The organism is Bacillus sp. LH1 (assembly GCF_057924895.1).
The window spans coordinates 1,308,745-1,328,978 of the sequence record NZ_CM175007.1; the positions used below are offsets into that span (position 1 = coordinate 1,308,745).

Sequence of the window (20,234 nt, forward strand, 5' to 3'; positions counted from 1 at the left end):
GGGGAGGAAATAAGGGATGAACAAGAAACCGTTCAAAGTTTTGTCATCAATCGCTTTAACAGCTGTATTAGGCCTTTCATTCGGAGCTGGTACTCAATCTGCATATGCTGAAACGCCTGCGAATAAAACAGCTACGAGCCCAGTTGATGATCACTTAATTCCGGAAGAACGTTTAGCAGATGCGCTAAAAAAACGTGGGGTAATTGATTCGTCAGCTTCAGAGAAAGAAACAAAGAAAGCTGTCGAAAAGTATGTAGAGAACAAAAAGGGTGAAAATCCTGGGAAAGAAGTACCAAATGGGGATCAACTTACGAAAGAAGCATCTGATTTTTTAAAGAAAGTGAAAGATGCGAAAGCAGACACGAAAGAAAAATTAGATAACCCTGCAACAGGAACACCTGCAGCGACAGGCCCAGTTAAAGGCGGTCTAAATGGTAAAGTACCAACTTCTCCAGCGAAACAAAAAGACTATAACGGTGATGTACGTAAAGATAAAGTACTCGTTTTACTTGTAGAGTACGCTGACTTTAAACATAATAATATCGACAAAGAGCCTGGATATATGTATTCTAACGATTTTAATAAAGAACATTATGAAAAAATGTTATTCGGCAACGAGCCGTTTACATTAGATGATGGAAGTAAAATTGAAACGTTTAAACAATATTACGAAGAGCAATCTGGTGGTAGTTACACAGTGGACGGAACAGTTACAAAATGGTTAACAGTTCCTGGTAAAGCTGCTGATTACGGTGCAGATGCTGCTAGCGGCGGTCATGATAATAAAGGACCAAAAGGCCCACGTGATTTAGTAAAAGATGCATTAAAAGCAGCTGTAGATAGCGGTCTTGATCTATCAGAGTTTGATCAATTTGATCAATATGATGTAAATGGTGATGGAAATAAAAATCAACCGGATGGTTTAATTGATCACTTAATGATTATTCATGCAGGTGTTGGACAAGAAGCAGGTGGTGGTAAATTAGGTGATGATGCAATTTGGTCACATCGCTGGACAGTTGGACCAAAACCATTCGCAATTGAAGGTACACAAGCGAAAGTTCCATATTGGGGTGGAAAGATGGCAGCGTTCGACTACACAATTGAACCAGAAGATGGAGCAGTTGGTGTATTCGCGCATGAATATGGTCATGATTTAGGTTTACCAGATGAGTATGATACACAATATAGCGGTGCTGGTGAGCCAATTCAAGCTTGGTCTATCATGAGTGGCGGAAGCTGGGCTGGTAAAATTGCAGGTACAACACCAACGAGCTTATCACCACAAAATAAAGAGTTTTTCCAAAAAACAATCGGTGGTAACTGGGCAAATATCGTAGAAGTAGATTACGAGAAATTAAATAAAGGTATCGGCCTAGCAACATATTTAGACCAAAGTGTTACGAAATCTAACCGTCCAGGTATGATTCGTGTTAACTTACCAGACAAAGATATAAAAACAATTGAGCCGGCATTCGGAAAACAGTATTACTACAGCACAAAAGGTGATGATCTTCATACGAAGATGGAAACACCACTATTCGATTTAACAAATGCAACGACTGCAAAATTTGACTTCAAATCATTATATGAAATTGAAGCAGAGTATGATTTCCTTGAAGTACACGCTGTAACGGAAGATGGTCAACAAACGTTAATTGAAAGACTTGGTGAGAAAGCAAATAGTGGAAATGCAGATTCGACAAATGGAAAATGGATTGACAAATCATATGATTTAAGCCAGTTCAAAGGTAAGAAAGTAAAATTAACATTTGATTACATTACTGATGGTGGTTTAGCATTAAATGGTTTCTTACTTGATAATGCTTCATTAACAGTAGATGATAAAGTAGTATTCTCTGATGACGCAGAAGGTACGCCACAATTCAAATTAGATGGTTTTGCTGTTTCTAACGGAACAGAGAAGAAAAGCCATAACTACTATGTTGAGTGGAGAAACTATGCTGGTTCAGATAACGCGTTAAAATTTGCACGTGGTCCAGTATATAACGCTGGTATGGTTGTATGGTATGCAGATTCAGCTTACACAGATAACTGGGTAGGTGTACATCCAGGACACGGTTTCCTAGGTGTAGTTGATTCTCATCCAGAAGCAATTGTAGGAACTTTAAATGGTAAACCGACAGTGGAAAGTAGTACGCGATTCCAAATCGCAGATGCGGCGTTCTCATTCGATAAAACGCCAGCTTGGAAAGTTGTATCTCCAACGCGTGGAACGTATACGTATGATGGTTTAGCAGGTGTACCGAAGTTTGATGATTCTAAAACGTATATTAATCAACAGATTCCAGATGCAGGACGTATTTTACCGAAGCTTGGTCTGAAGTTTGAAGTAGTAGGACAAGCTGATGATAATTCTGCAGGTGCTGTTCGTTTATATCGTTAATACTGTAAAACTACCGAGAGATTTTCTTTCGGTAGTTTTTTTGTGAGCAATGAATTTTATATAGCTGAAAAAGTCATATATAATGTAACCTTAAGAATAGAAATTTGTTATATATGAAGTCTATATAAATAATGAAAGAATTGGATAAAAATAGTGGGAGAAGGTGAGTGAATGAGTATTTCCTCTATTGTAAGTAGGCAAAAGGAATATTTTTTAAAAGGGCATACGAGAAGCATCGAAATGCGAAAGAATAATTTGAAGAAGCTTTATGAAGGCATTCAGCATTTTGAAGAAGAAATATTTCAGGCATTGAAATTAGATTTAAATAAGTCAGTTCACGAGTCGTTTACAACGGAAGTTGGATATGTATTAAAAGAAATTTCCTTTCAATTGAAACATATGTCATCGTGGAGTAAACCGAAACGAGTTCGAACAGCACTTACTCATTTTGGATCAAAAGGAAAAGTAGTGCCAGAACCGTATGGTGTGACACTTATTATTGCACCGTGGAACTATCCTTTTCAATTAGCAATTGCACCACTTGTAGGAGCACTGGCAGCTGGAAATACAATCGTTTTAAAGCCGTCAGAGTTAACACCAAGCGTTTCAAAAGTGCTTAAGAGAATGTTAGATGAATTATTCCCAGAAGAGCTTGTAGCGGTAGTAGAAGGTGGCGTTGAAGAGAGTACATCTTTGCTGAGGGAACCATTTGATTATATTTTCTTTACTGGTAGTGTTGGCGTTGGAAAAGTTGTAATGGAAGCAGCAGCGAAACAGTTGACGCCGCTCACTTTAGAACTTGGCGGGAAAAGTCCTTGTATTGTACATAAAGATGCAAAGATAGAGATGACAGCAAGAAGAATTGTTTGGGGTAAGTTTTTAAATGCAGGGCAGACGTGTGTAGCGCCTGATTATATGTATGTGCATTCTTCCGTGAAAGAAAAGCTAATTGAGGCACTGCGACATGAAATTATAGAGCAGTATAGTAAAGAACCTTTGCAAAATGAAAATTATGTGCGTATTGTAAGTGAGCGTCATTTCGAAAGATTATGTGGATTTTTACAAGATGGTCAAGTCGTAATTGGTGGAAACTATAAGAAAGATACATTACATATTGAACCGACAGTACTAGCGGATATTACATGGAAAGATACTGTTATGGAAGACGAAATTTTTGGTCCGATTTTACCAATCATAGAGTACGACAACATAGAAGATGTAATTGGCACAATCCAGCAACATCCGAAGCCGTTAGCGTTATATGTATTTTCTGAAGATAAAGAAGTACAAAAGAAAGTGACGAGTAATATTTCATATGGTGGAGGCTGTATTAATGATGTTGTCTATCATCTTGCCACGCCATATTTACCTTTTGGGGGTGTTGGAAGTAGTGGATTAGGGGGTTATCATGGGAAAGAAAGTTTTCGGACTTTTTCACATTATAAAAGCATTTTAGCCCAATCTACAGCATTCGACATGAAAATTCGTTACTCTTCTACAAAAAGTGCTTTAAAATTCATACGAAAGTTGTTAAAATGATGATGGTGTTTATCAGTAGGCGTAGCCGTATGATAATAGCCCCTTCGCAATGGAAGGGGTTTTTCTGTTCGACGTTATGTATCATGCGAAAATGAATCAAACATACTACATAAAGAATAGAAACGAACGCTTGTTAAATAACCATTTTTGTTTGGATCGAAACAAAAAATAGTCTATAGAACATAAATATTTATTCATGAATATAAAAATTTAAAATTTAAGGTAGATAGGACGGGAAAATGAAAAAGATTATTAAAGTTGAAGCAGTTGAAAAACATTTTGGAAATCAAGTGATTATCCCACCTCTTTCTTTAGATATTAAAGAGGGAGAGTTTTTAACAATTTTAGGGCCGAGTGGCTGCGGGAAAACGACTTTACTTCGTATGATCGCAGGATTTGAAACTCCAACTAAAGGGAATCTTTTATTAGATGATGAAAGAATTAACGATTTGCCGCCATATAAGCGTCATATGAACCTAGTGTTCCAACATTACGCACTATTCCCACATATGACAGTAGAGAAGAATATTTGTTTTGGTATGAAAATGCAGAAAGTATCAGCAGCAGAGCAGAAAGAGCGTGCTGAAGAGGCAATGCGTTTAACGCAGTTACTTGAGTTCCGTAATCGTAAACCTGCGAAGCTTTCTGGTGGACAACAGCAGCGTGTTGCAATTGCAAGAGCGATTGTAAATAATCCGCGTGTATTACTATTAGATGAGCCACTTGGAGCGCTTGACTTTAAGTTACGAAAAGACTTGCAACGTGAATTGAAAAACTTACAACGTAATTTAGGAATTACGTTCATATACGTAACGCACGATCAAGAAGAAGCAATGAGCATGAGCGATCGTATTGTCGTTATGAATAAAGGACATATCGAACAAATCGGAACGCCGAAAGAAATTTATAATAAGCCGAAAACATTGTTCGTTGCGACATTCATCGGTGAAAATAATATTGTGAAGAACGGGGAAGGCTATGTAGCAATTCGCCCTGAAAATGTAAAAGTACGTTCGGTTGAAGAACCAATTTTAAAAGAATACCATCTTGGACATATTGAAGATATTGAGTTTGTCGGAAATATGGAGAAGCTTTATGTACGTGATGAGAAAACATCAGAATTACTAATGGCATATCAAACTGCTGAAGAGGCAGCGCAGTGGAGCATTGGAGATAATGTATATGTAGGCTGGGAGCAAGAGGACGAGGTGACCTTAAATTGAAAAAAGGGAAATTACTCGCACTACCTACAGTCGCGTGGCTGCTAATTTTCTTCCTAATCCCGCTCGTATTCGTATTAGGATTCGCCTTCATGCAGCGCGGAGCTTACGGGACAGTAGAAATGCAATTTACGCTGGAGAATATATCCCGTGTATTTGATCCATTGTACTTAGGAACGTTATGGGAAACTGTTAAGATCGCAGTTATTACAACAGTAATATGTTTATTAATTGGTTATCCGTTTGCGTATACAATTACAATTGTTGACCGCAAATACCGCTCTATTCTTTTATTATTGGCAACGATCCCGTTTTGGATTAACTTTCTTGTTCGTTCATACGCATGGATTGTTATTTTACGTTCACAAGGTCTTGTGAATACGTTGTTATTAAAGCTGGGCATTATTAGTGAACCGTTAAATTTATTATATAATACTCCTTCTGTAATACTCGGAATGGTCTATTCTTTATTACCATTTATGATTTTACCAGTGTATGCAGCAATTGAGCAGCTGGATAAGCGTAAGCTAGAAGCGGCTTATGATTTAGGAGCAACACCAATAAAGGCATTTTGGAATATAACAGTGCCGATGACGATGTCAGGAATTGCGACTGGTTCTATTTTAGTATTCGTTTCTTCTATCGGAATGTTTGTTGTATCAGACGTGATGGGCGGATCGAAAGTAGCATTAATCGGAAACGTTATTCAAAATCAATTCTTAGGTGCACGTGACTGGCCGTTTGGATCTGCGTTATCGATTATCGTTGTTCTATTCTCTGTTCTGTTAATTTACTTATATTATCGTGCAACGAAAGTATATAAATATAATGAGAACGGAGGGGAATAGGCAAAGATGAAGAAGTTTTTAGTTTCTTATTCTTGGTTAATTTTGTTATTCTTGTATTTTCCAATGATGGTTTTAATGGTCTATTCTTTCAACGACTCTCGCATTAATGCGGAGTGGGAAGGTTTTACATTCCATTGGTATACAGATTTATTTCAAAAACAAGATGTTATTGATGCATTTGTAAATAGTATTACGATTGCAGTTATAACAACGATTGTGACAACGGTACTTGGTGTATTCTTTGCAATTGCTTTACATCGTTATAAATATCGTTTCGAAGGGGCTATTAATGGCCTTGTATATTTACCAATTTTAATTCCTGATATTTTAATGGGATTATCTTTACTAATTCTTTTCAGTCAGTTAGGAATGGAACTTGGACAAACAACGATTATTATTGCACATATTACATTTAGCATTTCGTTTGTTGTTGTTATTTTAGCTGCGCGTCTTTCAAGTATGGGACGTGACTTAGAAGAAGCTGCAAATGATCTAGGAGCAACGCCTTGGCAAACGTTTCGTTATGTAACGTTCCCAGCAATTGCACCGGGAGTTATTTCGGCAGCATTATTAACATTCACATTATCAATTGATGATTTTGTAATTAGTTTCTTCGTATCAGGACCAGGATCAACAACATTGCCACTATACATTTACAGTATGGTTAAGCGCGGAGTATCACCAGAAATTAATGCTCTTTCTACAATTTTAATTGTTGCTATCGTAGGATTAATGGTTCTATCTGAAATCTTCCGAAACAAAGGTGCAGATGGTGAAGAAAACTCTGGAGGACACCTTCCTTTATAATACGAACGATATAGAAAGTACAAGGGGGTAATAAACCGATGAAATTAATGAAAAGAATAGCTGGCGCAGCAATTAGCTTTAGCCTTGTTGCTGGTGTGCTTGCTGGTTGTGGTGAAAAGAAAGAAGAATTAAATATTTATAGTTGGGCTGACAATTTTGATGAGCAAGTGCTAAAAGATTTTGAAAAGAAGTATAATGTGAAAATTAACTATGACAAGTACGCAAGTAATGAAGAAATGCTTGCGAAATTACAAGCTGGTGGCGCAAAGTATGACTTAATCCAGCCGTCTGATTACATGGTTAAAACAATGGCGAAAATGGACTTATTAGCACCGTTAGATAAAAAGAATATCCCGAATATCGAAAACATGGTTTCTAATTTTAAAACACCTGCGTTTGATCCAGAGAATAAATATTCTTTAGTGTACACTTGGGGTGTAACAGGGATTGCATACAATAAAAAGTATGTGAAAGAAGCACCTACAAGCTGGGCTGACTTATGGAATGAGAAATATAAAGGACATGTAACGTTACTAAACGATTCTCGTGAAGTATTAGGAATGGGTCTTAAGAAGCACGGGTTCTCAAACAGTACGAAAGACGATGCACAATTAAAGACAGCAGCAGATGATTTAAAGAAGCTGCTTCCAAACTTATTAGCGTTTGATACAGATAACATTAAACAAAAATTCATTACAGAAGATGCTTGGATCGGAACAGTTTGGTCTGGAGATGCAGCATTTATCGCAAAAGATAATAAAGATGTAGAATATGTTGTACCAAAAGAAGGCGGCACAATTTGGGCTGATACGTTAGCAATTCCAAAAGGTGCAAAACATAAAGAGCTTGCTGAGAAATTTATGAACTACTTACTAGATGAAAAAGTAAGTGTGAAAAACTACGAGTCAATTGGTTACAGTAATCCAAATGAAAAAGCTCATCCTCTTCATAGTAAAGAATACCGTGATAATCACATGATTTTCTTAACGAAAGAAGAGTTAGATCGTACAGAATGGCTTGTTGATGTAGACGATAAGTTAAAAGACTATGATCGTTACTGGACAGAGCTAAAAACAAAAGGTAAATAAGCAAGGAAATGCGGTTTCTAAAGTAGAAATCGCATTTTTTCATAGTAGGAGGAAATCGTTTGAAGAAGAAGTTACATCAGTATGAGGTAATGTGTATCGGTTTGTTATTTGCTGTATTTGGTATTGTTGCTTGGCGCGTACATGCAGGTGGCGTTACAGTGATGGATACATATGTCCGTGGATTAGTAAGAGGGCTACAAACGGAAAGTTCTCTTACATTTTTCTCGTACTTTACAAAATTGGGATCAGCAATTGGGATAGTCGCTACGCTCGTTATAAGTTTGCTTGTTTTTTGGAAGAAGCGTTATTATGCTGCGATGATTGTATATCCAATGGGAATTTTAGTAACACATCTTGTGAATAAAGGGATAAAAGAGATTGTAAAGAGAGAACGTCCGTCATTAAATGAAGCGCTAGATGCACTTGGATATAGTTTTCCTAGTGGACATGCAATGCTATCAATTATGACATTTGGATTTCTTACTTATATCATTGCTGCTAATTTGAAAAGCGTAGCTGGGAAATGTGTCACAACGATTTTGATGGGTATAGTAATTCTATCGATTGGATTAAGTAGAGTCATTTTAAATGTACATTACCCAACTGATATTTTAGCTGGGTACTGCGTAGGTGGTATTTTGTTAATTATCGCGATTTACTACCATCGTTTACTTACTGAGAGATTAGGGCTTAATAAAGAGAGATAGAAAAACGTCTGGAAAAACTATTATTATAGTTTTTCCAGACGTTTTTTGTTTATATCAAGATGTGATACAGTATAAGTGACAATTGAATTATGTAAAGTAGGTGAAAATGTGTGAAGACAAATGTACATAAAGTTGATAAGTGGGGGAAGTTAGGAGCCTTTTTGTATCAGTTTCGTTATACAGTAATTGTAGCGTTACTGTTGCTCGCAATCGCACTTGGGATTTTTGCTCCAAAGCTACCGGGAGTATTAGGTGGTGACGGTTTCCAAACGGAAGGCGACTATCAAAAAACGAAAGAAATTTTAGATAAAGATTTTAAGAAGTCTCAAGATACGCTGCTGCTCGTTTTTGAGAAAAATAAAGATGCTTCGCATGAGGAATTTAAAAAGCGAATAAATGAAATTGTAAAGAATGTTCAAGAGAAAGAGAACTATGAATCTTTCCATCACCCAATCCAAAATAAAGAAATGCTACAAGATGACATCGGCTATGCGACAATTTTATTTTCCGGGAAAACAAATAAGGAACGAATGGAAAAGACATTACAATTTGCTGATGAGATTGAGAAAGAAAGTAATATAGCATTAAAAGTAACACCTACAGGGTTTCCGAAAATTAATAAAGAGATTAATGAAAGAACGCAAAATGATTTAAAAGTAGCAGAGATGATTGGATTACCAATTGCGTTTCTTGTATTACTATTTTCGTTTGGTAGCCTTTTGGCATCAATTTTACCGATTTTGAATGGGGCGCTTAGTGTTATTAGTACGATGGGTATATTGTATTTCATCGGTGTTGATAAAGAACTATCTATTTTCGTGTTAAACGTTGCACCGATGATTGGACTTGCATTATCTATTGATTTTGCGCTATTATTTGTGAACCGTTTTCGAGAGGAAGTTGCTAAACGAACGGTAAAAGAAGCGATAGCAATTACATATCAAACGGCAGGACGTGCGATTGTATTTTCAGGATTATGCGTATTTGTTGGGTTATCCGGTTTGTTTTTCTTTAAGATAGATTATATTCAATCTGTCGCGATTAGCGGAATGATTGTTGTCATTATGAGTATTTTATTCTCACTCACACTTCTTCCAGCACTATTATCGTTAATCGGTAAAAGAATATTAAAAAAGAATCAAGTAGCACATACGCCGGCAAAAGCATGGCGTAAATTTGCAAAATTTGTGATGAAACATCCAATTGCAATGATTATTGTTGTTACAACATTTATTGTTATTTGCTTATTACCGTTACGTACAGCTAATTTGCAGTTCCCTGGTGTTGAAGCTTTACCTGAAAAGAGTGATACAAGGATTGCATATGAAAAGTATGAAGAAGCATTTAATGAAACTGTCAAAACACACGCTGATGTTACGTTAGTTGTAGAGACGAAAAAAGATATGAAAGAAAAAGAAAGTCTACAAAAGATAGAAGAAGTCGTTCAAAAGTTAAAAGGTGATAAGAAAGTACATGAAGTAAGAAGTTTATACGACGGGTTAACTGGAATGAAAGCAGATCAAGTTGTTGGAATGTTGCAGTCGCCAGAATCAGCGAAACTAGCTCCTGTATTTGAAGCATACACGCAAGGGAATAAGACGACGATAGAAATATTTTTGAAAACAAAACCACGTACAGAGACTGCAAAACAGTGGGTACGTGACTTTAAAAAGAACTATAAAGAAACGGATGTTACGTATTATCTAGGCGGAATGACGACGTTTCAACAAGAATTAGAAGATGAAATTAAAGATAAAGTTGTAATTGGTATGTCTGTTATATTTGGATCGACCTTTGTTATATTATTATTTGCATTCCGATCTATACTCATTCCAATTAAGGCAATTGTTATGAATATACTTAGTTTAAGTGCAACCATTGGAATTGTTGTTTGGTTATTTGAAGGTGGTCATTTCGGTTTAGAAGCAAGTCCGGTTCTGTTTGTCTTACCAATCTTCATTTTTGGCCTCGTATTTGGGCTTAGTATGGATTATGAAGTATTTCTTATTTCACGTATTCATGAGCTCTATGAAGAAACAGGAGATAACGATCAAGCAACGTTAGAAGGGCTCGTTTCAACAAGTAGAATCATTACATCAGCTGCTTTAATAATGATTGTTGTAACTGGTGCATTCGCATTTACTGATATTTTACCAGTAAAGCAGATGGGTCTTGGCGTTGCATTAGCAATATTTCTTGATGCAACAATTATTCGTCTTATGCTCGTACCAAGCTTAATGAAGTTATTTGGAGACTGGAACTGGTGGTTACCATTTCGAAAAAAACGAGAAAAATCATCGTAAAAAATGCTCATCAATATGATGAGCATTTTTTATGAATAGCAAAGCCTACATTTTGCAAATAGTATGTGATAAGAACATTACATAATAAGTAGGTGAAGGCAATGTTTCGTTATTTTAAGTTTAAGTTAAATGATACAGTACAGTTTGCCGAGAACGATGGGCATATGTATCGCATTGTCGGTTATCGGTTAGAAAAAGGATTTTATCCAAAAGATGAATGGACTCATATCATTTATGAACTACTTAGAGAATTTGACGGGTATACGATGGATGCAGAAGAGGAAGAACTTGTAAAGGTCGTTCAAGTAGAGGATGAGTATTACAAAATACAAGAAGTATCAGGTTATCGCTATCCAGTAAAAATGAAACAAAAACAACAAGTGATGAAAATAGAAAAGATGGACGATTTATTAGATGCTTACAATGATTATAAAAGGTTGGCGGATTTCTTTAAGGATTTATCGTATGAACAAAAAGCTGAAGAAGTATTGTTAGAAATGAAAAGACTTAGAGCTTGAGGGGCAGTCTATTATAAGACTGTCCTCTATTTTTGACGGTGCATCAAAGTGTGTTTTCCGTTACAATGAGAGAATCAATAGAAATAAGGTGATAAACAGTATGGAAACAAAGAAAAAGGGTGAATGGTGTGAAATTACCGTTCCAGCTAAATGGAATGGTATAAGTATTGAATCGGTATTAAAAGTAGAATGGGAAATACCGAAAAAGCTATTACATCAGCTTCGTATGGAAAAAGGTGTTACGGTTAACGGGGAACAAAGAAGATGGAATGAGCTTTTAAGAGAGAACGATAAGTTACAAGTCCATATGTTTGCGGAGGAAGAGTACGGTGTAGATCCAGAATATGGTGAATTACATGTAGTATACGAAGATGATCACGTACTTATCGTAAATAAACCAGAGCAAATGGACACACACCCTGCTGAAAAAGGTGGAACCGGGACGCTTGCAAACCTTGTTGCTTTTCATTTTCAAATGCAAGGTTTAGAGACGAAGGTGCGTCATATTCATCGTTTAGATAAAGATACGACAGGTGGTGTCGTGTTTGCTAAGCATAGAATTGCTGGTTCAATTATGGATCGCTTATTAATGGAAAGAAAAATTAAAAGAACGTACGCAGCGCTCGTTGAAGGGAAAGTAAAGAAGAAACAAGGAAAGATTGATGCTGCTATCGGAAGGGATCGCCATCATGCTACAAGGCGTCGTATTTCTCCAAAAGGTGACCAAGCTATCACATATTATAAAGTAGAAAAGTATTTTAAGAAGCAAAACACGACTCTCGTAACGTTACAATTAGAAACGGGTAGAACACATCAAATTCGTGTTCATATGAGTCATAATGGTAATCCATTAGTTGGGGATGTATTATATGGTGGACAAACAAAATATATGTCCAGTCAAGCATTGCATGCGATGAAGATACATTTCTTGCATCCAATTACGAAAGAAGCGATTGAAGTTGATGTGCCGTTTCCTACAAAGTTAAATAATAAAATAAAAGAATTTCAAAAAGAAAATGCGTAAAGTATAAGTTTTAACTTGAAAAAAGTAGATTTTTGCAGGGATTTCTCTAAAAGAAGCGAAGCCGTTAAGAGAAAAGAGAGGTGAGAATCACTTGATTAAATATAAGTATGTACTGGGAATATTTTTCGCTTGTCTTTTACTTACTCTATTTCTCTATCCCTATTTACCAAATCGTATGGCAGTACATTGGAATGTAAATGGTCAGCCAAACGAGTTTATGAGTAAACAAGTCGTTGTAGCATTTATTCCCTGTTTTATTATTTTTTCATATGGATTTTTGTATATTATTTCACATAATATATTTAAGTTTAATGAAAGAGAGCATGGTATTATAGGCGGATTTATAAAGAAAATTACGTTATTTATGTTGTTTATTCATACGCTTATTCTCTTTATTAATTTTGGGGATTTGATATCCTTTCAAACAGGATTAACGATTGGGATTAGTATGTTTCTTTTTATGCTGAGTAAAGAATTTAAGAAAATAAAAGGCAAAGAAAAAGAAAAAGATCCAATTAAATTACAAAAAATTTGTTTAGTGAGTAGACGGATTTTTCAAGTGATGGCATGTGGCATATTGTTTTCATTGTTTTTGAACTTAGAGTGGGGATTTTATGTATTGCTTAGTGTAATAAGCTGTGGATCTATGTTGTTTATGTTATATATTTTCTATTCATACATAATAGAAAGCTATGAAACTTAAAAAAGAGTCTTCTCATTATGAGAAGACTCTTTTAATCTATTTACTTCGTAATAAATTGTTGTGTCCAGTAGTTGCCGCTTTCTACATAACCAACACCGATGTGAGTGAAGCCGTTATTTAAGATGTTTGCACGGTGTCCAGCGCTGTTCATCCAAGCTTGTACTACTTCTTCAGGTGTACGTTGACCTTGAGCGATGTTTTCGCCTGCAGATGTATAAGAAATACCAAATTTCTTCATCATGTCAAACGGAGACCCGTATGTAGGGCTGTTATGATCAAAGTAGTTGTTTTTTTGCATATCTTCAGACTTAATACGTGCTACTTTGCTTAATTCAGTATCGATTTTTAGTGCTGGTAAGCCTTGTTTTGCACGCTCAGCGTTTGTTAATTCAACAACACGTTGTTCAAACTCGCTTAAAGATTTTGCTTCTTCAGCAGGCTTTTGCTCAGCTGGTTTTTGTTCAGCAGGTTTTTGAGTATTGTTGTTTTCAGCAGGCTTTTGAGCTTCTGGTTTTTGAACTTCTTCAGCAGGCTTTTGCTCGGCAGGTTTTTGCTCAACTGGCTTTTGAGTTTCTGGCTTAGCTGTTGGTTGCTCAGTTACAACATTTTCAGTAGGTTGTTGACCAGGAATGAAGCAGTTTGGTTGGAAGTTTCCTTGTTGCCATTGTGCTAATGATTCAACTCCCATAGATTGTAAGAATGCTTGTAATTCTTGTTGACTCATTTGTTTCATCATTACTTTTGAATGCTGAATATTTTGAACCTTTACGTTAGATGGTTGTACTGTTGCAGCTTGTGCATCTAGAGAAGATACTCCTAAAGTAAGAGCTGTTGCAGCAGCTACAGATAATAAAACACGCTTTTTCATGATGTGTGTCCCCCTATATAAAGTTTTAATTTGTTTTCACACGATTTGTTTTTGACAGCCTGTCTGACTGACAAATTCATCGTAGCATACAATTTGCGAGAAAAAAGATGGAAAAAAATTCATAGACTTTAAAATTACCTAATTTATCCTAAGAGAAGAAGGGAGCAAAAATAAGAGAAATATAGAGTATAAAAGGAATTTATAGTGTTTTTATACTTGGTTTTAAGAGGGGGTTTTTGGATAAAGTTACCTAAATAGAAAATGAAGAATCCTATTGTATCAATGGTTTGAACGTTTTTTTGAGGAATATAATGGATTGATTTTTACAAAACTGTAATGTTTCTGTTGTTCTTTTTTATAATAAAGTAACATATTTTTAATGTTGTAGCAGACAAAAAAGCGGCTATCTCTTTACATAGACGAAGGAGATAGCCGTTTTCCTATTATTACGTATGTTACGAGTTAGTTTCAATTGCTTCTAATAATAAATCCACAATGTGAATTCCTCTCATTTTATGAGAAAGCCCTTCTCGCTCAATACCCAATTTCATTTGTAATAAACAACCTGGATTTGCAGTAACAATGGTTGCTGCTTCTGTTTCATGCACACGGTCCATTTTGTAATCTAGAAATTCCATTGATAACTCTGAATGAACAATATTGTAAATACCAGCAGAGCCACAGCAGCGGTCGGCATCTTTCATTTCTCGATATGTTGCACCTTGGATAGCCTCTAGTAACATACGAGGTTCAGAAGATGTGCGCATAACATTGCGTAAATGACAAGAGTCTTGATACGTAATAACTTGCGGCGTGAGTCGTAAGTCAGTTCGCTTATGGAAGTCTAGTTCTACTAGTATAGCAGTAATATCTTTAATTTTAGAAACAAACTGCTTAGCACGTTCAGCCCAATCCGGATCATCTTTTAAAAGATAATCATAGTCTACGAGATAAGCCCCGCAACCACCTGCATTCGTAATAATATAGTCGATGTTTAAATCTTCGAATGCTTTTATATTTCGCTTTGCTAATTCTTTTGCTCCACTCTTTTCACCAGCATGTCCATGCAATGCACCGCAGCAACTTTGTGTTTTTGGAATAACGATATCACAACCAGCTAATTGAAGAAGTTTCATCGTTGCGTTATTTGTTTCTAAAAACATCGTATCCATTAAGCAGCCTGTGAAGAATGCAACTTGTTTTTTCTTTGTACTTTCTGCAGGTAAAAATGAAGGACGATCTTTCATGGCTTTCATTTTAGGGACTTTTGGTAAAACGAGATCCATCGTTGCAAGTGTTTCAGGGAATAACTTCATAATCCCTGTTTTATGTGTTAGCGTTTGTAAACCAGAACGTTGATAAAATCCGATTAGTCCAGTTAATGTTCTCATTCGATTTTGATGGGGGAATAGTCCTTCAAAAACGACTTTTCGAACAGCTTTCACTGGCACTGAGAATTTTTTATTTTGATTAATAATATCACGAGCTTCTTCTAATAAATGTCCATAATTTACACCAGATGGACAAACAGGTTCACAAGCACGGCAACCAAGACAAACGTTTAATGTATGTTCAACATCTTCATCTGGTTCGATTAAACCATCAACGACTGCTTTCATTAATGCGATACGTCCGCGTGGTGAATGTGACTCTTTATATCCGGATTGAATGTAGGTAGGACAAGTAGGTAAACAAAAACCGCATCGCATACAGTTTAGTAATTCATCTTCACTTAATCGTTCTTTAAATTCTTTTTGAATATTTTCTTTATTTAATGTGGTCATTGCTCAACCACCACTCTTTTTCGAGTGTCTTTCGCGAACATTTTTCCAGGATTCATAATGTTATTTGGATCGAAAGCTTGCTTTATTCCTTGCATAGCTGCAATACCTTCTTTACCTAATTTCATTTCTAAATATGGAGCTTTCATTGCACCAACACCATGTTCACCAGTAATTGTGCCACCAAGTTCAATTGCTTTCGCAAATATTTCAGCAAAAGCTTGTTCAGCTCGGTGCATTTCTTCTGCATTACGAGCGTCTGTCATACAAGTTGGATGTAAATTACCATCACCAGCGTGTCCAAACGTACAAATAGGAATATTATATTTTTTTGCAATGGCATTAATAGCTTCAACCATCGGAGCGATTTGTGAACGTGGTACAGTCGCATCTTCTAATATTGTAGTAGGTTTTAATCGTGCGAGCGCTGATAGAGCACTACGGCGAGCGGTACGAAGCGCATCTGCTTCTGTTTCGTCTTTTGCAATACGAACATCAACTGCATTCATAGAGCGGCAAACATTAGCCATGTTTTCAATATCTCGATTGACTACTTCGGGAGGGCCGTCTTGTTCAATTAATAAAATTGCTTTTACATCTGTAGGTAAACCGATTTGCGCAAACTCTTCTACTACTTCAATTGTCGGTTGGTCTAAGAACTCCAGTGTTGCTGGAATGATTTTATTTGCAATAATAGAAGAAACAGCACGTGCAGCTTCATTAATATCTTCATATAGTGCAAGCATTGTTTTCTTTGTTTCAGGCATAGGAACGAGTTTTAATATAGCTTCTGTTACCACGCCAAGTGTTCCTTCAGAACCGATAAATAAACGAGTTAAATCGTAACCAGCTACATCTTTTGCTAATTTACCACCAGTGCGAATAATATCGCCATTTGGTAAGACAAGTTCAAGCCCCATTACATAATCACGTGTTACGCCGTATTTCAAACCGCGTAATCCACCTGAGTTTTCATTAATATTACCGCCGATTGTAGAAATTTTCATCGAGCTTGGATCTGGTGGATAAAATAAACCTTTTTCTTCTACCGCTTTAATAATATCAAGTGTAATGACACCAGCTTGTACAGTAATTGTTAAGTTTTCTTCATCAATTTCTAAAATATTGTTCATATGGCGGAAAATAAGGACGATACCGCCTTCAAGTGGACATGTTCCTGCGCAAAGATTTGTTCCAGACCCGCGCACATACACAGGAATTTTGTGAGTGTTACATACTTTTAACACTTCAGCTACTTCATTTGTATTACGAGGAGCAATGACTGCATCAGGCATTGCTTGGAAGTTTGGAGTGGCATCATAACTATAAGTTAAACGCCCCATATTGGATGTATCTACATTATCTTCGCCAACAATAGATACGAATGAATGAATAATTTGTTTTTCTAACATTGGAAATCCCCCTCAAACTGTTAACGTGTTTAGTTATAATAAACAACGTGGTAACAGTGCTTTCATTATAATGATAAAAAAGTCGAGGGATTCTTTCTATGTATAATCATCTAAAGATTAATCTGTTTTATCGTTCTTTTTTGTATGATCATCTAATAGGAGGAGTGCGAAGTATAAAACGTTTAAGTCTTTGAATTGTTTTGGATCAAGTCCTGTATGTTCTTCAATCTTTTTTAGCCTGTAATGTAATGTGTTAATGTGTATATGTAATTGTTTAGCCGTCTGTTTATAAGATTGGTTATAATCGATAAATAAGCGCAAAGTATGTATAAGCTCAGGAAATGATAATAAGTTTTCGATGGTACGCTCTAGAAATTGTTCACGCGTTTCGGCAGAAATATCTTGTAAACACATTTCTAAACGTAAATCTTCATTAAATACAATTTTTTTCGTTTCCAATGATACAGAAAGAGCGCGTAATGCTTGTTCGTAACATATGTTCATATTGTTTGAGGTAACTGTTTGTCCAATCCCGATATATAAAGAAATAGAAAATAAAGTTTCGCAGTCTTGTTTTAACCGTTTTAAAAATTGATAAGTTTGCTCTTTTGAGCTCGTTGCTGTAAATAAAATAAAACGATCATTTCCCCAACGAACAAATAGATGCTCTTTTGTTAAAATATTACGTATGTGTTGCCATATTTTACGCTGGAGCATCGTGTCATTTTTGCCAATAGAAAACAAAATAAGTTGTTTTTTCTTATATAAATCAATGCCAAGTGTTTTGGCGCGATCAAGAAAACTCGGGGACCACTCTGTATTTTGAAGCCAATCAAAGACAAAAGCTTCATAAGAACGGTGCTCAAGTTCTAGTTGCTCTAAAAAGTAGTTTTCATGAATTAATAATTCGGTCATCTTACGCAATATTTCTCCGTAGCGTGAAATATTTTCAGGTTCTCCTGTAATCCCAATGACACCAATTACTTCATCATGAAATAATAAAGGAAGATTCATCCCAGCCTTTACACCTTGCAATCGCCTTTCATCTTCTTTTGTAATGATGACGGTTTTCTTTTGTTTGGCGCAGCGGAGTGCACCTTCATGAAATTGACCAATTCTTTCTGTATCTGTACTTGCGATAATAACGCCTTCTATATTAATGATAATAATATTTTCTGTAATTAGTCTGCGTACTTCTCGTACAATTTTATTCGCTAAATCAGGAAATAGCATAATTGACACACCTCAAATTCTATTTGTTGTACATTATATATGTAAATTGAGTAAGAAAGAGAAATTTCACACTTTCCACACATTTATTTGTTATTTTACAATTATAACGAAATCATCCGAAGATGGAGGGAATCTTTTGAGAAAGTATGTTTTTCTTCTCTGTTTTTTATTTCTACTAGTAGGGTGTCAAGGAAGTTCATATACACCAATTGCTAAAGATAAAAATGTTATTATAACTACGAATATAAAAGAAGGCAGCATTAGTTTTATTGATAAAAAAGATAAAAAGTTAATTACGACATGGGAACTAAATGAGCCAATGGCCGGAATCACACTGCTTCCAAATGGCGATGAAATACTTGTATACGGTAAGCAATTAGAATATATGTATGTATATTCACTAGCGGAAGGAAGGCAAGTGGGAAAATATAAAACTGGAAAGGGCATTGTAAATGTGGTCGTATCAGCAGATAAAAAACAATTATTTGCTGCTGATCAAAATGTTCAAAAGGTAAGGTTCTTTACGATAAATGGGAAAGAGACAGGAAATGTTTCAACAGGAAAAGGGCCTATAACGATGGTAGAGTATCAGAATCGGTTATCTGTACTAAACTTTTATGATACGAAACTAACGACAATTGATACGAAGAAAAAAGAAGTTATTCAATCCTTTATGATTCCGCCAGCATCAACAGGAGCGACGATTAGTCCTGATGGGAAAGAAATATGGATTGGCGGACATGGTGATGGAAATCAAGTAAATGAGAAAGTGTTAGTGTATTCTTTACAGAGTGGAGAAATGGTGCGTTCTTTACACGCTCCATTCATGCCTGTGAATATAACGAAGGATAGTAAGTACGTATATGCACTCAGTCATGGGTCGAATACACTTAGAAAGTTTGATATTAGCACATATAAAGAAATAGCTTCTGTAGAAGTAGGGTCGAATCCATTTGCATTTTTTGAGAGCGGAGCAGAAGGGTATGTAGCCAGTTATGATAGTGATGAAGTGTGCGTTATAGATATGAAGAATTTGAAAATAAAACAAACAATTAAAGTCGGAAAAGGACCGTTTCAACTCATAGAGAGGGAAGGGAAGGACAATGAATAAATATAGAGTGCTAGTTGTAGATGATGAAAGTGATATGAGACAGCTTGTTGGAATGTATTTGGATAACTTTGGATATGAGTGGGGAGAAGCTGAGAATGGAAAAGAGGCTCTTAAAAAACTAGAAACGGATCATTATGATTTCGTTGTATTAGATATAATGATGCCAGAAATGGATGGACTTTCAGTTTGTAAAGAAATTAGAAAAACGTCAGATGTGCCGATTATATTTTTAACGGCAAAAGGTGAAGAGTGGAATAGGGTGAACGGCTTACGTATGGGAGCAGATGACTATATTGTAAAACCGTTTAGTCCTGGTGAATTGGTTGCCCGTATGGAAGCTGTGCTAAGAAGATATACAAAGCAAGAACAGCAAGAAGAGATTCAATTTGGACCAATTCTTATCAATGAAAAAAGTAGACGAATAGAGGCGGGTGGTGAGCCGATTTCTCTTACTGTAAAAGAGTTTGATTTATTATATTTTCTTTGCCAACATACAGGACAAGTATTTAGCCGGGAGCAATTACTTGAAAAGGTATGGGGATATGATTATGCCGGAAGTACAAGAACGGTAGATACGCATGTGAAAACGATGCGCTTGAAGCTTGGAGAAAGTGGAAACTACATTCAAACTGTTTGGGGTGTAGGCTATAAATTTGAGGTGTAAC

General features: G+C 36.0%; 17 protein-coding genes. 13 read left to right on the forward strand and 4 right to left on the reverse strand.

All coding sequences use genetic code 11. From position 1 onward, the window contains the following. Positions 1–16 precede the first annotated feature (16 nt). The 11 genes from inhA1 to ACX9TM_RS06930 all read left to right on the forward strand — a co-directional run bounded on the left by inhA1 (position 17) and on the right by ACX9TM_RS06930 (position 13,164). Entirely contained in the window at positions 17–2,407 is a 2,391-nt protein-coding gene (gene inhA1 / locus ACX9TM_RS06880) for a M6 family metalloprotease immune inhibitor InhA1 (RefSeq protein ID WP_001035936.1), read from the forward strand. Positions 2,408–2,578: 171 nt separating this feature from the next. After that, positions 2,579–3,946: an aldehyde dehydrogenase gene (locus ACX9TM_RS06885; RefSeq protein ID WP_000028375.1), complete on the forward strand. Its 1,368-nt coding sequence runs from the start codon at positions 2,579–2,581 to the stop codon at positions 3,944–3,946. Between the two features lie 239 nt (positions 3,947–4,185). Then, the gene (potA, locus tag ACX9TM_RS06890) at positions 4,186–5,169 is read left to right on the forward strand and encodes a spermidine/putrescine ABC transporter ATP-binding protein PotA (RefSeq protein WP_000720333.1); all 984 of its coding nucleotides are present in this window, start codon (positions 4,186–4,188) and stop codon (positions 5,167–5,169) included. Continuing rightward, entirely contained in the window at positions 5,166–6,014 is an 849-nt protein-coding gene (potB, locus tag ACX9TM_RS06895) for a spermidine/putrescine ABC transporter permease PotB (RefSeq protein ID WP_000715500.1), read from the forward strand. The genes potA and potB overlap by 4 nt, the downstream gene beginning before the upstream one ends. Before the next feature lie 6 nt (positions 6,015–6,020). Further along, positions 6,021–6,821 (forward strand): spermidine/putrescine ABC transporter permease PotC, encoded by an 801-nt coding sequence (gene potC / locus ACX9TM_RS06900; RefSeq protein ID WP_000714192.1) that lies wholly within the window; start codon positions 6,021–6,023, stop codon positions 6,819–6,821. Positions 6,822–6,859: 38 nt separating this feature from the next. Further along, entirely contained in the window at positions 6,860–7,909 is a 1,050-nt protein-coding gene (gene potD, locus ACX9TM_RS06905; protein ID WP_000772484.1) for a spermidine/putrescine ABC transporter substrate-binding protein PotD, read from the forward strand. Between the two features lie 59 nt (positions 7,910–7,968). After that, positions 7,969–8,616, forward strand: coding sequence for a phosphatase PAP2 family protein (locus tag ACX9TM_RS06910; RefSeq protein ID WP_000727797.1), 648 nt, complete (start codon positions 7,969–7,971; stop codon positions 8,614–8,616). 110 nt (positions 8,617–8,726) lie between these two features. Then, complete coding sequence (locus ACX9TM_RS06915; protein ID WP_000856405.1) at positions 8,727–10,919, forward strand: MMPL family transporter; 2,193 nt, start codon at positions 8,727–8,729, stop codon at positions 10,917–10,919. Positions 10,920–11,020: 101 nt separating this feature from the next. Beyond that, entirely contained in the window at positions 11,021–11,437 is a 417-nt protein-coding gene (locus ACX9TM_RS06920) for a hypothetical protein (protein WP_000490301.1), read from the forward strand. 100 nt (positions 11,438–11,537) lie between these two features. After that, positions 11,538–12,461 (forward strand): RluA family pseudouridine synthase, encoded by a 924-nt coding sequence (locus ACX9TM_RS06925; protein WP_065382272.1) that lies wholly within the window; start codon positions 11,538–11,540, stop codon positions 12,459–12,461. Between the two features lie 91 nt (positions 12,462–12,552). Then, on the forward strand, positions 12,553–13,164 hold the full coding sequence (locus ACX9TM_RS06930; RefSeq protein ID WP_006917704.1) for a DUF1648 domain-containing protein: 612 nt from the start codon (positions 12,553–12,555) through the stop codon (positions 13,162–13,164). Between the two features lie 40 nt (positions 13,165–13,204). Here ACX9TM_RS06930 and ACX9TM_RS06935 read toward each other — a convergent pair whose 3' ends face one another. The 4 genes from ACX9TM_RS06935 to ACX9TM_RS06950 all read right to left on the reverse strand — a co-directional run bounded on the left by ACX9TM_RS06935 (position 13,205) and on the right by ACX9TM_RS06950 (position 18,458). Further along, positions 13,205–14,032 carry a CAP domain-containing protein gene (locus ACX9TM_RS06935; protein ID WP_000747596.1) on the reverse strand — a complete coding sequence of 276 codons (828 nt, stop codon included), beginning with the start codon at positions 14,030–14,032 and terminating at the stop codon, positions 13,205–13,207. A gap of 455 nt (positions 14,033–14,487) precedes the next feature. Further along, positions 14,488–15,816, reverse strand: a complete 1,329-nt coding sequence (locus tag ACX9TM_RS06940) for a (Fe-S)-binding protein (RefSeq protein WP_000209620.1) — start codon at positions 15,814–15,816, stop codon at positions 14,488–14,490. Continuing rightward, positions 15,813–17,225 carry a glycolate oxidase subunit GlcD gene (gene glcD / locus ACX9TM_RS06945; protein WP_000890755.1) on the reverse strand — a complete coding sequence of 471 codons (1,413 nt, stop codon included), beginning with the start codon at positions 17,223–17,225 and terminating at the stop codon, positions 15,813–15,815. Before glcD ends, ACX9TM_RS06940 begins: the two co-directional genes overlap by 4 nt. A gap of 117 nt (positions 17,226–17,342) precedes the next feature. Beyond that, positions 17,343–18,458, reverse strand: coding sequence for a CdaR family transcriptional regulator (locus ACX9TM_RS06950; RefSeq protein ID WP_000898641.1), 1,116 nt, complete (start codon positions 18,456–18,458; stop codon positions 17,343–17,345). A gap of 136 nt (positions 18,459–18,594) precedes the next feature. On the opposite strand from ACX9TM_RS06950, the gene ACX9TM_RS06955 reads away from it, so the two are divergent. Beyond that, positions 18,595–19,569 (forward strand): YncE family protein, encoded by a 975-nt coding sequence (locus ACX9TM_RS06955; RefSeq protein WP_001234151.1) that lies wholly within the window; start codon positions 18,595–18,597, stop codon positions 19,567–19,569. Next, positions 19,562–20,233 (forward strand): response regulator transcription factor, encoded by a 672-nt coding sequence (locus tag ACX9TM_RS06960; protein WP_001046398.1) that lies wholly within the window; start codon positions 19,562–19,564, stop codon positions 20,231–20,233. The genes ACX9TM_RS06955 and ACX9TM_RS06960 overlap by 8 nt, the downstream gene beginning before the upstream one ends. Position 20,234: the final 1 nt, after the last annotated feature.

Bases quoted from the DNA above. Each gene is read 5' to 3' on its own strand.
- glcD (WP_000890755.1), bottom strand. From the start codon at position 17,225: ATGTTAGAAAAACAAATTATTCATTCATTCGTATCTATTGTTGGCGAA.
- ACX9TM_RS06935 (WP_000747596.1), bottom strand. From the start codon at position 14,032: ATGAAAAAGCGTGTTTTATTATCTGTAGCTGCTGCAACAGCTCTTACT.
- ACX9TM_RS06885 (WP_000028375.1), top strand. From the start codon at position 2,579: ATGAGTATTTCCTCTATTGTAAGTAGGCAAAAGGAATATTTTTTAAAA.
- ACX9TM_RS06950 (WP_000898641.1), bottom strand. From the start codon at position 18,458: ATGCTATTTCCTGATTTAGCGAATAAAATTGTACGAGAAGTACGCAGA.
- ACX9TM_RS06960 (WP_001046398.1), top strand. From the start codon at position 19,562: ATGAATAAATATAGAGTGCTAGTTGTAGATGATGAAAGTGATATGAGA.
- ACX9TM_RS06920 (WP_000490301.1), top strand. From the start codon at position 11,021: ATGTTTCGTTATTTTAAGTTTAAGTTAAATGATACAGTACAGTTTGCC.
- potD (WP_000772484.1), top strand. From the start codon at position 6,860: ATGAAATTAATGAAAAGAATAGCTGGCGCAGCAATTAGCTTTAGCCTT.
- ACX9TM_RS06940 (WP_000209620.1), bottom strand. From the start codon at position 15,816: ATGACCACATTAAATAAAGAAAATATTCAAAAAGAATTTAAAGAACGA.
- ACX9TM_RS06925 (WP_065382272.1), top strand. From the start codon at position 11,538: ATGGAAACAAAGAAAAAGGGTGAATGGTGTGAAATTACCGTTCCAGCT.
- inhA1 (WP_001035936.1), top strand. From the start codon at position 17: ATGAACAAGAAACCGTTCAAAGTTTTGTCATCAATCGCTTTAACAGCT.
- potC (WP_000714192.1), top strand. From the start codon at position 6,021: ATGAAGAAGTTTTTAGTTTCTTATTCTTGGTTAATTTTGTTATTCTTG.
- potA (WP_000720333.1), top strand. From the start codon at position 4,186: ATGAAAAAGATTATTAAAGTTGAAGCAGTTGAAAAACATTTTGGAAAT.